Source organism: Amphibacillus jilinensis Y1, from assembly GCF_000306965.1.
Taxonomy (GTDB): Bacteria; Bacillota; Bacilli; order Bacillales; family Amphibacillaceae; genus Amphibacillus_C; species Amphibacillus_C jilinensis.
In genome coordinates, this window is sequence record NZ_JH976434.1 from 785885 (window position 1) to 800678 (window position 14794).

The 14794-nt window shown below is 39.7% G+C and carries 11 protein-coding genes and 2 riboswitches; of the genes, 6 read left to right on the forward strand and 5 right to left on the reverse strand.

Features of this window, described 5'->3' with window-relative positions:
* Window positions 1-170 precede the first annotated feature (170 nt).
* Genes B494_RS0104240 through B494_RS0104255 form a run of 4 tightly spaced genes read left to right on the forward strand, consistent with a single transcriptional unit; the run spans window position 171 to window position 4906 of the window.
* Complete coding sequence (locus tag B494_RS0104240) at window positions 171-1358, forward strand: galactokinase (RefSeq protein ID WP_017471128.1); 1188 nt, start codon at window positions 171-173, stop codon at window positions 1356-1358.
* Window positions 1359-2360: a UDP-glucose 4-epimerase GalE gene (gene galE / locus B494_RS0104245; protein WP_017471129.1), complete on the forward strand. Its 1002-nt coding sequence runs from the start codon at window positions 1359-1361 to the stop codon at window positions 2358-2360.
* Window positions 2353-3840, forward strand: a complete 1488-nt coding sequence (galT, locus tag B494_RS0104250) for a UDP-glucose--hexose-1-phosphate uridylyltransferase (protein WP_017471130.1) — start codon at window positions 2353-2355, stop codon at window positions 3838-3840. The genes galE and galT overlap by 8 nt, the downstream gene beginning before the upstream one ends.
* 19 nt (window positions 3841-3859) lie before the next feature.
* Window positions 3860-4906 (forward strand): aldose epimerase family protein, encoded by a 1047-nt coding sequence (locus B494_RS0104255; RefSeq protein ID WP_017471131.1) that lies wholly within the window; start codon window positions 3860-3862, stop codon window positions 4904-4906.
* A gap of 647 nt (window positions 4907-5553) precedes the next feature.
* Here the strand turns inward: B494_RS0104255 and B494_RS0104260 are convergent.
* Together B494_RS0104260 and B494_RS0104265 are read right to left on the reverse strand one after the other, a co-directional pair.
* Complete coding sequence (locus tag B494_RS0104260; RefSeq protein WP_017471132.1) at window positions 5554-6756, reverse strand: ROK family transcriptional regulator; 1203 nt, start codon at window positions 6754-6756, stop codon at window positions 5554-5556.
* A 232-nt stretch (window positions 6757-6988) separates the two neighbouring features.
* Complete coding sequence (locus B494_RS0104265) at window positions 6989-8758, reverse strand: oleate hydratase (RefSeq protein WP_017471133.1); 1770 nt, start codon at window positions 8756-8758, stop codon at window positions 6989-6991.
* Window positions 8759-8945: 187 nt separating this feature from the next.
* On the opposite strand from B494_RS0104265, the gene B494_RS0104270 reads away from it, so the two are divergent.
* A complete protein-coding gene (locus tag B494_RS0104270) occupies window positions 8946-9491 on the forward strand; it encodes a TetR-like C-terminal domain-containing protein (protein ID WP_241211405.1) in 546 nt (181 codons plus the stop codon).
* 247 nt (window positions 9492-9738) lie between these two features.
* Here B494_RS0104270 and ade read toward each other — a convergent pair whose 3' ends face one another.
* The 3 genes from ade to B494_RS0104285 form a co-directional block, all read right to left on the reverse strand.
* Entirely contained in the window at window positions 9739-11523 is a 1785-nt protein-coding gene (gene ade, locus B494_RS0104275) for an adenine deaminase (RefSeq protein ID WP_017471135.1), read from the reverse strand.
* 119 nt (window positions 11524-11642) lie between these two features.
* Window positions 11643-11743: riboswitch (purine riboswitch) on the reverse strand.
* A gap of 147 nt (window positions 11744-11890) precedes the next feature.
* Window positions 11891-12742, reverse strand: a complete 852-nt coding sequence (locus B494_RS0104280; RefSeq protein WP_017471136.1) for an HAD family hydrolase — start codon at window positions 12740-12742, stop codon at window positions 11891-11893.
* Window positions 12743-12889: 147 nt separating this feature from the next.
* The gene (locus B494_RS0104285; protein WP_017471137.1) at window positions 12890-13852 is read right to left on the reverse strand and encodes a ring-cleaving dioxygenase; all 963 of its coding nucleotides are present in this window, start codon (window positions 13850-13852) and stop codon (window positions 12890-12892) included.
* Window positions 13853-13982: 130 nt separating this feature from the next.
* Window positions 13983-14098: riboswitch (TPP riboswitch) on the forward strand.
* 71 nt (window positions 14099-14169) lie between these two features.
* On the opposite strand from B494_RS0104285, the gene thiW reads away from it, so the two are divergent.
* A complete protein-coding gene (gene thiW, locus B494_RS0104290) occupies window positions 14170-14661 on the forward strand; it encodes an energy coupling factor transporter S component ThiW (protein WP_017471138.1) in 492 nt (163 codons plus the stop codon).
* The last annotated feature ends 133 nt before the right edge of the window (window positions 14662-14794 follow it).

The following is a 14794-nucleotide window of genomic DNA, read 5'->3' on the forward strand; positions in this document are numbered from 1 at the left end:
TTCTCCCCTTTGGTGAAAATAGTATAGCATATTTTTATTGAGCTCGCAGTTAAGGTAGCTTGCCCATCCAATGATTTGTTTAAATAGTGATTGATTCTTCGATATTAACATGATAAGATTAAATTATATTAATAAATTAATTTAATTAAGTGAATTGGAAGGTGGTATTCATGGATATTCTAGAACTGCTCAACACATTTAAGAAACGCTTTCCGTCTCAACAAGGCGAAGCTCGCATTTTTTTTGCACCTGGAAGGATTAATTTAATCGGTGAACATACAGATTATAATGGCGGTTATGTATTCCCCGCATCGATTTCATTTGGTACTTATGCGGTAGCCGCTCCACGTGATGATCGTCAAGTCCGCCTCTATTCAGACAACTTTAAAGATTTAGGCATCATTACGGTTGATCTAGATGACTTAAGCTATAACAAAGCAAATAATTGGGCTAATTATCCAAAAGGAATGATTCAAGCTTTTATTGATGAAGGGTTCGCGATCGAACATGGTTTTGATATTTTATTTTATGGCAATATCCCCAATGGTGCTGGACTCTCTTCTTCTGCATCAATTGAATTAGTAACAGGCGTAGCCCTATCTTCTTTATATAACCTTACTATTGATCGGATCCGTATGGTTCAACTTGGGCAACAAGTAGAGAATAAATATATTGGCGTCAACAGTGGTATTATGGACCAATTTGCAATTGGGATGGGTAAGAAAGATCATGCCATTCTATTAGACTGTCATACATTAGACTATCAATACGCACCTCTAGAGCTTGGTGACTATGTGATTGCGATCATTAATACTAATAAACGCCGAGAATTAGCAGATTCTAAGTATAATGAACGCCGTAGCGAGTGTGAGAGCGCATTACGCGACCTTCAAACCCAATTACCTATCCAAAGCTTAGGTGAAATGAGCATGACGATGTTTGAAGAGTACAAAGGGCTAATTAAAGATGACATCCATGTTAAGCGTGCTAAACACGCCGTCTACGAAAATCAACGTACCAAAGATGCTTTAGTTTGCTTAAAAGAAGATGATCTTGTTGGCTTTGGTGCATTACTGAACCAATCCCATCTTTCATTACAACATGATTATCAAGTGACCGGCATTGAGCTTGACACACTGGTAGAAGCATCATGGACACAACCTGGCGTGTTAGGTGCTCGAATGACTGGAGCTGGATTTGGTGGTTGCGCCATCGCTTTAGTAGAGAAAGACAAGTGGGCGAGCTTCAAAGAAAACGTTGCAAGTATCTATAGTGCAAAAATTGGCTATGCACCAACTTTTTATAAAGCAACAATCGGCGATGGTGCAAATGAGCTTAATAATAAGGAGGTTAATTGAATGCGTGTATTAATTTTAGGTGGAGCTGGCTACATTGGTTCACATGCTGTCTATCAATTAATTGAGCAGAACCATGATGTGATCGTAATTGATAACCTTTCTACTGGTCATCGAGATGCAATTCATCCAGCAGCAACTTTTTATCCGGGAGATATCCGTGATCTTGTCTTTTTACGTGAAGTCTTTGAAAATGAACAGATTGATGCCGTTATCCATTTTGCAGCGAACTCTTTAGTAGGCGAATCGATGGAGAATCCTTTAAAGTACTTTGATAATAATGTTTATGGCACACAAGTATTACTGCAAGCAATGGAGGAATTCGGTGTAAAAAATATTGTTTTCTCTTCAACAGCAGCAACCTATGGTGAACCAGAACGGGTACCGATTACTGAAGATATGCCTACAGTTCCTACTAACACCTACGGTGAAACCAAGTTAACAATGGAAAAAATGATGCGTTGGTGTGAGAAAGCATATGGGATTCGGTTTGTTTCATTACGTTATTTTAACGTTGCTGGGGCAAGAACGGATGCTAAGATTGGCGAAGACCATGATCCTGAAACACATCTGATCCCCATCGTTCTCCAAGTGGCGCTAGACCAGCGTGAATTTATTACTATCTTTGGTGATGATTATCCAACTGCTGACGGGACATGTATTCGTGACTATGTTCACGTAGAAGACTTAATCGATGCGCATATACGTGCCGTTAAGTATTTATTAGATGGTGGTGATAGTCATATCTTTAATCTAGGAAGCTCCCAAGGCTTTTCTGTTAAAGAGATTGTCGCAGCTGCCCGTCATGTGACAGGCCACCCTATACCCGAAAAGATCGGTAAACGGCGCGCAGGTGACCCTAGTAAATTGATTGCCTCATCAGCTCAAGCCAAAGCCATCTTAGGCTGGCAACCTAGTCGAACAGAAATTAAACGTATTCTAACTGATGCATGGCGCTGGCATCAACAACACCCACATGGCTATAAGGAGGGATCGTATGATTGAACAGACCATAGAACAGTTAATCACAAAAGTGATCGAAGCCGGCTTGATTGATGCGCGTGATCGTATCTATTGTCGCAATCAAATCTTAGGCTTACTTGAACGGGACACCTTTTCAAGTACGGACATAGCTGACAGTGATCGATCAATACCTCAGCTGCTTCATCTATTAATTGATGATGCCGTGGCGCGTCATGTTATCGGCCCTGCCTTAGATGAACGTGAACGACTTGATGCCGAGATAATGAACGTTTTTTTATCTAAACCATCTGAGATTAACCAAATATTTTATCGGCATTATGCTGAACACCCTAAACATGCAACTCATTTTTTCTATCATTTAAGCCAAGTTAGCAATTATATTCAAACTGAACGCATTGCAAAAAACATACATTACAAAGCAAGTACAGATTATGGTAAAGTAGATATAACCATTAATTTATCAAAGCCTGAAAAAGATCCTGAGCAAATCAAACGCGAGCGCCAAGTTAAGCAAGATGTCCAGTATCCCCAATGTTTACTTTGTATTGAGAATGAGGGCTACCTGGGTAGAACCGGGCATCCAGCTCGATCAAATCATCGTGTAATCGACCTTAATTTAGCTGGAGAAGATTGGTATTTTCAATTCTCTCCATATGTTTATTACAATGAACACAGCATCGTTTTCTCTAAAGAGCATCGACCAATGGTCATATCTAAAGATACGTTTAAGCGGTTATTGGCTTTCGTTGAGCAATTTCCACACTATTTTATCGGTTCTAATGCCGACTTACCGATTGTTGGTGGAAGCATTCTTAGTCATGACCATTATCAAGCTGGGCAATATACATTTGGGATGACTGAAGCAGATGATGCTTTTACATTTACGCTAAATCATTATCCTGATATCGAAGCAAGTGTCCTTCATTGGCCGATGTCTGTTATTCGCTTACGGCATACGAGTCAAGAGCGACTTACTGACGCAGCTAGCCATATCTTAACCGCCTGGCGCCAATATAGCGATCATGAAGCAGATCTTTTAGCTTTCACCGAAGAGACATCACACAATACTATTACGCCAATTGCTCGGTTTAGAGATCAACAATATGAACTCGATTTAGTGCTACGTAATAATCGTACAACAGACACACACCCAGACGGACTCTTTCACCCTCATCAAGATGTCCATCATATTAAGAAAGAAAATATCGGCTTAATCGAAGTCATGGGTTTAGCGGTCTTACCACCAAGATTGAAAAACGAGCTTGATCAAATAAAGAAATATTTAACCAATCAATCCAGCGAAATAGAAGCTTATCATCAAGAATGGGCCGAACAAATGAAACAGAACACCCCGAATTTAACCGTTGATAATGTCGAGCACGTTGTTGAACAGGCGCTAGCGAAGAAATTTATTAAAGTATTACAGGATGCAGGTGTGTTTAAATTAAACGCTGAAGGGAAGATAGCGTTTAAGCGATTTCTTTCAACATTAAATAGTTAAGTAAAGAGGAGGAATGGTTATGGAAGTTAAACAAACCCCTTTAACGATTGAGGGGCAAGCATGGACAGAGTATACCCTGGTAAATGATCACGGTAGCAGTGTTACCTTTTTAGATTTTGGTGGTATTATTACCTCTATAAATGTTCCAGACCGTAATCAGCAAATCGAGAACGTGGTGATTGGCTATCGAAACTATGCAGATTACTTGGATAATCCCAACTATTTCGGCGCGCTTATCGGGCGTGTGGCAGGTCGAATTGAAAATGCACGTTTCAAATTAAATGATAAGATATATACGTTACCAGCAAATGAAAATACGCATCATTTACACGGTGGTCCAATTGGGCTCCACTCAGTTATATGGCAAGTCGAGTTAATCGAAACAGCAACACATGTAGGTGCTATCCTCTACCATACAAGCGTTGATGGTGAAGCAGGCTATCCGGGTACGATTAAATATAAGGTAACCTATACGCTAACGAATGATAACGCATTCACAATCGATTACGAAGCATTCTCTGATCAAGATACAGTGTTAACCCTAACGAACCACTCCTATTTCAATTTATCGGGAGATTTAAAAGACACGATTCTTGGTCACTACGTAAAAATGAATGCAAGTCAATTTGTTGAGTTAGATGAAGAGCTGATACCTACTGGAAGAATTTTGCCTGTTGCAAATACGGTATTTGATTTCACAAAGGGACGTCCGCTTGCAGATGGTGTCAATTCTGGTGATCCACAAAACATTTATGCTAAAAATGGTTATGATCATTTCTTTATTTTTGATCAACAGAACGAAGGAAAGATTATCGTGACAGATCCTATCAGTGGCCGGGTCCTAACCGTTACAACTGATCAACCAGGTGTCGTCATGTATACCTCAAATGGATTGGATGATACGTTAACATTAAAAGAAAGAAACAGCGCGAAGTACTTAGGGGTTTGTTTAGAAACACAGAGCTCCCCTGCTTCGCTCGAACATGCAGGTTTCCCAAGTATATATTTAAAAGCAACAGAACCCTACCGAAAAACAACAACGTTTACCTTTACAACACAGAGCTAACCAATGATCGTTATGTGCCTTTACTGAAAAGAGTTATTCAACCTTGATAGCGCTCAATAGACTCTGACTTTACTTCTGCATGGATGCGCCCGCATGCCACCTTTCATACGTTTAGCACGTTATTTCGTTCCGAAAAGCAATCGATTCGCTTTTCGCGGGCTCATCCTATTCCCGCAGAAGTCTCACCCTTGCTTCTCTCTACTTAGACTGGGGGTTATACTGAATGCGATTTCTCCATTTTGCGTGCAATCGCAACTCGTTTTCATGCGAAATTCTTACTTTTCGTGCGATCGCAACTCGTTTTCATGCGAATTTCTCTCTTTTCGTGCGATCACAACTCGTTTTCATGCGAATTTCTCACTTTTCGTGCGATCGCAACTCGTTTTCATGCGAATTTCTCACTTTTCGTGCGATCGCAACTAGTATTCATGCGAATTTCTCAATTTTCGTGCGATCGCGGAAAGCGAACATAGCTCACCTGCGCGTCTAAAACGAAAGGTTTATAATCAATCGAAAATCTATATGCAAAGTCAACACTTATATTTAATATGAGGTCTATCCTTATGCTATCCCTGGAAATTTAGATGAGAAAGTTGAGCATATAAGAACAAAACGACGGCATTGGGAGTTTAAAGTAAAAGTGGACCTCATATCGAAATTTCACCATTTTTCGCAAACAACTCCACTAATATCAGTGCAACAGCTCCTAAAGCTGTGGCATGATCACCTAAATCGGATAAACAAATCGCTGTTGACTTAGCTGAAGCTGTTAATGCACGCTCTTTCACAGTCGCTTTAATGGCTGGCAATAAATATTTACCTGCCTTAGCGACACCACCATTCAAAATGATTTGACTTGGATTTAACGTATGAATCAAATTCGTTAATCCGATTCCGATATATTTACCGGTTTCGGTTAAAATCATTTTGGCAAACTGATCTCCTGATTCTGCCGCTTTGTATACGTCATATGCTGTTAAATGATCACCTTCAGTTAAAGAAGTGGTAACCCCCTCTTTCATTAGCTTGTTTGTTCGCTCAGCTATAGCAGGACCAGAAATAATCGTTTGCAAACACCCGCGATTACCACACGAACAAACCTCACCATTTAAATCAATCGTCATATGACCAATTTCACCGGCTATATGTGACTCCCCACGATATAACTCACCATCAATAGCAACACCAGCCCCTACACCTGTTCCAATATTAACAGCGACGAGTCGGTCACTGCCTTTCCCTTGACCAAACCAGGTTTCCGCTAATGCTAGGGCACGAGCATCATTTTCAATGCTAACCAGGTAAGCGAAATGATTCGCTAATGTCTGTTTTATTGGCATATTATGCAAATCCAAGTTAGGTGCATAAAGCGACTCACCGGCTTCAGCATCAACGACACCATGCATCGCTACCCCAATGCCGATCACATCATTAGCTCGTTCTGAGTTGAGTTTAAGGATTTCTTCTGTACCCTCAATTAACTTGTCGAGAAACTGTGCTTCTGTAATCGGTAATGGTAACTGATATTGTAGATTAGATATAATGTCACCAGCTAAATTGGTTAATACAATATCTATTTTAGTTGGACCTGCATCAATGCCAATCATATAGTACGCTTGATGATCAATCACAAGCATCGTTGGCTTCCGTCCACCTTTTGACATGCCTTGTGTACTTTCTTTAACAATCTTTTGATCGATTAACTCTTTAACAAGTGACCCCACTGTCGGAGGGGTTAATTTTGTTTCTTTCGCTATTTGCGCTCGAGATATGGGTCCATCATTTAAAATTTTCGTTAAAATAATTGATTTATTTAATGACTTCATCGCTTGAAAACTACCACGTTGCATCTACTTAACCTCCGTTAACTCAATACTATCCTGACCTTTATTTTATCACTTTAGTTAATTTAATTAAAGAAGTTGATAGAAATACATCGTCGATATTCACAGCAAAAAGGAACAAATTTGAGTAACTGGTCATTTCACGCTTAATAATGATAAAAAAATAGATGATTACTTAAAAAAAGTTGAAACGCTTTTACCTCGCGTTTCAACTTTTCCAACGGTAACGACACAGCATTTACAGGAGTTGATATTCTTTTAATAACCGTATTACCTCGGTATCAGACATACGGTTAAGCCCTTTATTGATGATTTGTTTTGTTTCATCCGGTAATGCTAAATCAGTAAGTTTTTGCCCATCGAGCATTTTAGCTGTTGAATCAAGTAAAACACGTATATCATAAGCAGAGGCAAAAACTTCTGGCACCCCTCTATCAATATTAAGTAAGGTGTAGACAGCCTCCATTGCTGTTCTTACAGAGTATTCAGTCGTAAAGACGGTATCTCTTGGTGTTTCAGCAAAGTTGCCAATAAAGGCAGCGTTAACACATCCCTCGGGCACCACATTGGGGCGATCACCAGCCGATCGAGTCATGAAATAAGAAGTAACAAAAGGCATCATACAGGGTATACAATTAGCAGCATGTGTAGCCATGTCATGAATTTCAACTTCTGGAACACCTAAGTGATAAAGCCATTCCTCCGTAATTTCAATACCTGTACAATCTTTCATTGGTTTTTTGATATAGTTACCAGGAACGTCACAATATAAGCTATAAACCCAAACAACTAACTGATCAGCTGGCTGATCCTTAAAGTGGGGTTGTCTGTTAAGGGTAAAGCTCATCAGCCAATTAGAGTCTTTAATAGTGACTATCCCACCAGTGACTACTTTCCCGCTAAAGGGATCACGTTTGCAAATTTTCTCAATATAAGCTGGGATACGATCGTCTAAAGTCGTGATCGTCGCTGATTCCCAGTTGCTTTCTGCAATGTTTCCACAGAATGTTTCCGGTGATCCAAAGGCAGGATCTTGTTTAGCTATATTTTTCCACAGCTCCCAACTCCCCCCAAGATCATGATTAATAGTAGCTGGTGTATGGTTATCACCAAGCGTAGAGCTTTCCGTGTTACTTCCGTTCGTGATAAATACAAAGTCATCTTCTGCGAGTGATAGCTGTTTTTCCTCGTTGTGCTGTTGATAAACGATTGTTTTAGCAACTTTTTTATTATGAGTAATAGCAAATTCTACTTGTGTCACTGTTGTATCGTATTGAAAGGTAACACCATGATTTTCCAGAAATGTTATAAGTGGTAAAGCTAAAGATTCATATTGATTATATTTGGTAAACTTAAGTGCGGAGAAATCAGGTAAACCACCGATATGATGAATAAACCGCGCAACGTAACGGCGCATCTCCATTGCACTGTGCCATGGTTCAAATGCAAACATCGTTTGCCAGTAAAGCCAAAAATTCGACTCAAAAAAGTCTTCACTTAATACATCTGTAATTTTTAATTTTTCCAATTTATCTTCTGGAGTGAAAAAGAGTTGAATCAGTTCCATTGAAGCCGTTTGGCTCAAGGTGAACTTCCCATCAGTATGGGCGTCCTCCCCTCTGTTCACAATCGCACGTTGCAAAGAGTAATTGGGGTCTTCCTTATTAAGCCAATAAAATTCATCTAGTACAGAAGCTCCATCTATTTCTAGCGAAGGAATCGAACGGAACAAATCCCATAAACATTCAAAATGATCCTCCATTTCTCGTCCACCACGGATAATGAAACCACGATCACCATTATAAATGCCATCAAGTCCACCACCACCGATATCAAGTTCCTCGAAAATATGAATATTCTCTCCTCTCATCTGACCATCACGAATCAGAAAAGCAGCGGCCGACAAAGATGCTAAACCAGATCCGATCAGGTAAGCGCTTTTTTTATCGACATCTTTTGGTTTTTTCGGACGAGCAAATGCTTCATAATTTCCATTGCTATAATACATTAGAATAACCTCCTCGTTTTAAATTCATCTTCATTGTATTGGCTATTTTTGCATGCTAATATAGACATTAAATACTCAATGTTTAATTTTTCAACATTAATGTGAAATTGTATAGAAAATAATAATGCTTTGAAGTGTCGTGCAGTAAGAAAAAACTTTTATGATTAAGAGGCGATTTACTGTGACCATGTATACGAAGCAAGCTTTAGCCAATGCCTTAAAAGATACGCTGAGTATAAAACCTTTAGACAAGATTACTGTTAAAGAATTAGTGCAAGTCTGTAATCTTAATCGGCAAACATTTTACTATCATTTTCAAGATATCTACGCCTTACTTGCATGGATTTATAAAACAGAAGCAATTGGGGCGATTAAGGATTGTCGTTCTTATAAGACTTGGAAGCAAGGGGCAACCATTATTCTAAATTACGTAGAAGATAACAAAAGCTTATGTATTAATACTTATCGTTCATTGGCGAAAGACCATTTAGAATGGTTTTTAAATCAAGTATTATATGATTTGTTCGCTGGCGTTATTAACGAAATTGAGAACGCCGAAAAGTTATCAGTAGCAGATAAACACTTCATCATTCAGTTTTATGTCCATGCTTTTACAGGTGTGTTAATTGACTGGATTAAAGATGACATGAACCTTTCAGTTGAAAAAATAGTTGATTATATCGGTTTGTTAATGGAAGGACAATTCGCTGTCTTAATTGAAAAACTAAAGTAAATGACAAAGCTATAGCGCGAATCTGATGCCTTTATTACAACAGTTTCATCTATAGCTTAATCGTAATTAATATAAGTATTTTTCAATAAGCACCGTTAATCGTTTATTGACATAGGATACCGAAACTGACTAAATGCAACACAAAAAACCACAGCCCTCTTATTTAGACTGTGGTCCAGTTCGAGATCTCATTGCCCTTTTTTCGGGATGAATTGTGACTCTCCGAATAAGTTCATATTTAGATTGATCAACCCTCTAAAACATTAATTAACTCAAATGTGGTCACATCAACTAAACCACGATTTGAGATGCGAATGTCTGGAATAACAGGCAGTGCAATTAATGAAAACGTCATAAACGGTGCGTGGATCGAGCAACCAAGGTGTTGCCATGCCGCTTCAAGTTGCTGAACCTGTCTAACAACGTCTTCCGCGTTACGATCTGACATTAAGCCAGCTACTGGCATAGGAACTTCTGCTAAAACTTCACCTTCATCAACCACCAACATCCCACCACCAAGCTCAATTAACTTATTCGCTGCGATCACCATGTCGTCATCATTCGCTCCCATCACAAGCAAATTATGACTGTCATGAGCAACAGTTGAGGCAACTGCACCACGCTTTAAACCAAAGCCATGGGCAAAAGCAACTGAAATATCACCCGATTGATGATGGCGATCAAGACAAGCTAATTTAACGACATCTTGTGTTAAGTCTGAGTGTACTTCTCCTGTCTGATTCGCTGTTAGCTTAAATTGGGTACGCTCTGTTCGCGCACTATTTTCAATAATTTTTATGACATTCGTCATGACCGTTTGTTTGTCTCCACTTGTTTTAATGATCAAATCAGATGTCATTACTGGGCGTTGAACATGGACTGAATTTTTAATCTTATCTGGATACGTATATGTTGGTAAATCTATTACCAGTTTACCTTCGCTCGCAACGATCTCACCATTAACAATCACCATTGAAGGTTCCATCTTTTCTAAGTCATCAAGAATCATCAAGTCTGCTACTTTACGCGGTGAAACACTACCATAATCATCAGCTAATTTGAAATAGCGAGCAGTATTTATCGTAGCCAGTTTTACAGCAGTAACAGGATCAACCCCCTCTTCTATCGCTCGTCTAACGACATGATTAATTTGTCCTTTCTCAACTAGAGTCTGAGGGTAGATATCATCGGTCACTAAAATAATATGGTCTGTATTGACTTGATCTTCTGTTATCACCTTAATGACTTCCTTGACGTCTTGCCAAGCTGAACCTTCACGAATCATTAAATACATACCTAGACGTAGCTTTTCCAAAGCTTGTTCATGTGTCACTGTTTCGTGACAAGAATCAACACCAGATGCTAAGTACGCTTGTAACATTTGGTCTGATCCTTCTGGAAAGTGCCCCGTCACTGTTTGTTGTGCTTCAATCGTGGCATTGATCTCACCGATCATTTTCTGATCACGAGCGATCACACCCGGAAAATTCATGACTTCTCCAAGACCAACCACGTTCGACCATGTTAGACCTTCTTGAACATCCTCAACCGTAATCGTAGCACCAGCATCTTCCAAACCGTCTGTTGCGGGTACACACGAAGGGAAGGTGGTGAATACATGCAACGGTAGCTGTTGTCCCTCGTCATGCATATAGCGCACGCCTTCTCTGCCAAATACATTCGCCATCTCATGTGGATCCATAAAGATACTCGTTGTCCCTTTCGTTAAGGCAATACGGGCAAATTCAGTTACGGTTAGCATCGTACTCTCTACATGCATATGGCCGTCCATCAACCCCGGCGCAATATATTTACCATTAAGGTCAATAACCTTGGTCGAATCACTAATCGTGTGATCGGCTTTGCCTACATATGCAATCCGTTGTCCTGAAATAGCAACATCGATGCCTCTATTTAATTCACCTGTAATCACATTAACCAACGTCCCATTTTTTAAAACGAGATCAGCCGGCTCTTCTCCCAACGCTACTGCTATTAATTGTTTATTCATTTTCGGTAATTGACTAATCATTAATTAAACTCCCCTTCTCATTTCATTAACCGCATGATGGTATTGAAAAAAGCCTAGTAATAACTAGACTTTTATAAATGTGCAACGAAAAGAAAGGAGACTAACAACGTGTCAGATGCACCCTTCCTTGTCACACATGTAGTCCAATGATTTACGGTCATTCGGTAGAAACGCTTATGCCTATTCATAAACTTATACATGTACGCCACAAGCTATGCTATTTTTTGTATCACTTTGCTCGATCAGAATCCACTTCCTTGTTAGATGATCTGTCACTTGCATACACTCGGCTTTTAGCAAATCTGTTCGTTTTTCTGATATTTGCCACTTTAAAACCTTAACCATGTTGCTTCATACTTTTTTCTATCTAACGCAAAAAACGATCATTTAAATAGTGATAAACGCCTTCTTGATCACAACTATATGTCGTGACTTCATCTGTTATCGCTTTTATTTCATCTGGCGCATTTTGCATGGCAACAGTTTGTCCAGCTAATTCAAACATTTGCAAATCATTAAAGCTGTCACCGATAGCTAAAATTTGATCTGATGTTAAATGCAACGCATCTAGGAAACTTTGAATTCCCGTTGCTTTGTTTTTTTCTGCCACCATAATTTCTATATTATGCTTAGAAGACGACGACGTAGAGAAAGGGATATCTTGTTTGAGCTGTTCTAATGTTCTTCCCCACTCTACCATCTTGTTTTGCTCTTTGCTAAAGCAGTAAAATTTAGAAAAAGCTTCACCTTCAATACGATCGACAAATGCAATGCCACCATTGATCGCTTCTCCACGTTCAATCCATTCGTTAATACCCACTGTATCCGGTTTTGGACCAGCAACAGCCTCAAGTAACATCGCTCGATCTTGTTGCTCTGCTTGGCAAGGTCCGGATGTAGGGAAAAGCTCATAATATACCCGTTGCTGACGTGCCTTCTCGATGACGTGGTCAATAAGGTCCACAGGCAATGTATGCTGGAATAATTTCTTGTCCCCCAGATACCCTGTCATCCCATTTGAGCTAATAACCCCATCTACCGCAAATCCCTCCGGTGTCGTCGTGTAAATTTCATCTTTCCCTCTGCCTGTTGCTATAAAAACATAGATACCTTTTGCACGCAAACGATCGATTATTTCTTTTGTGTTTAGACTGACACGGTTATAATGATCCAGAATCGTACCATCCATATCAAGAAAAATAGCTTTCGGTTCCGTCATGCAATGATCCCCCTATTGCTTTATGTTTAAAATCTAGTATAGCACGTTTAAACAAGTTGAACAGGGGGAATTTTCTACTTTCGTTGTCTGTCACTTTCAATTAAACACTGTCTATTGACAAAAAATCACCTATTTACAACATGTTCATCATTTAATCGGCGCTAACTGCGCTTCAATTGCGGAACGTTTTCCCTCTAAGAAAGGTGGTAACGCTAATGATTCGCCCAACGATTCGACCGGTTCATCTGTGGTAAAACCGGGTTCATCTGTGGCTAATTCATAAAGGATCCCATTAGGCTCTCTAAAGTAAAGCGATTTAAAATAATAGCGATCAATTAAGCCAGAGTTTGGCATGCGTTCTTCTTTTATCCTTTCATACCACAGCTTAAGTTGTTGTTCATCCTTTACACGAAAAGCGACATGATGAACACTTCCTCGTCCTGGCTTTTCCTTACTTAAATCATTCCTCACTTCTAAATGCACCTCGGCACCTGTACCCCCTTGTCCCGTTTGATAAACTTCAACCTCTGCTTGTCCTTCCTGATAAGCGGGGTAACGACCTACATGCCTGAAACCCATCACACGCGTGAGCACACGTTCGGAAAGTGCCAACTCAGGAATCGTCAATCGAATCGGGCCAAGACCCGTTATACCATATTTTTGTGGAACTGGACTTTTATCCCACGGGATACCTGCTGCTACCCCTTGATTATTTTGATCGGATACAAGCATTAACCGTTGACCTTCAGGATCTTCAAAGAAAATCACTTGACGACCCAATTGTTCAGTTAAACCTTGATGTTTTACTTGATAGTGCTCAAAACGTTCAACCCAATACTTTAATGCCTCATCATCGGGCACACGTAAACCTGTAAGTGAGATGCTGTTATTACCTCGATACGTTTGACCTACACCGAGCATTTCAAAAAAAGTAAGATCTGTTCCGGGACGGCCCATTTCATCTGCATAAAAAAGATGGTACATGTCTGGCGAATCTTGATTAACCGATTTCTTTACAAGTCGCATACCTAAAATTTCTGTATAAAAATGATAGTTCCGCTTTGCACTAGCTGTTAAAGCTGACACATGGTGAATACCTGAAAATTCCATCGTTTCTCCTCCAATATCGTGAAAATCTTTTATAGATAGTATACGCTATATTTATCTCGAATTCAAGATAAATACACAACACACTTCTCATCTTTTATAACATATGATATCCTTGATGTAATTATATAGCTTTGACTACTAGGGGTGCCTATCAGTATAGGCTGAGAGAAAAGCGCGATGAGGCTTTTTAACCCTTTTGGACCTGATCTAGATTATACTAGCGTAGGGAAGTAGCTGATTTTACAATCCGTCAGGTCCTGTCTTTAGCTGATGCAGGCTTTTTTAGCCTAAGCAACAATTAAAGGAGGACTTTTTTTATGAAAAAAACAAAACACATCACGGTTATGGCTGCATTTATCGCGATTGGCGTGCTTGGCGCCTCATTTCTCTGGTTCCCAACTGGGGTCGCGCGCGCTTACCCTATCCAACATGCAATTAACGTGATTAGTGCCGTTATACTTGGACCTCTACCTACTGTTATTATTGCATTTGGGATTGGTTTGATTCGTAATTTATTAGGATTGGGCACTTTACTTGCCTTTCCAGGCGGTATGGCGGGAGCATTGCTCGCAGGCTTTTTTTATCGATATAAACAAAAAACACGTGTGGCTGTGATTGGTGAGCTGATCGGAACGAGTATTTTGGGTTCCTTATTATCGGTACCTGTTGCCCACTTATTAATGGGACAAAGCGTGGCTGTCTTTGCCTTTGTACCTGGCTTTTTTATTAGTAGTGTGACAGGCGCATTGCTGGCCACCCTGATTTTATCACGTCTTAAACCAAGTAAATGGCAACAATATTTCCGATAAACATAGCCCACTGCATCAAGCAGTGGTTTTTTTATAACTCAACTTTCGCATCTGAATTTTCAGGGATAGCATTCATATTAAATATAAGCGTTGCTTTTGAATATAGATTTTCGATTTTAGACGCGCAGGTGAA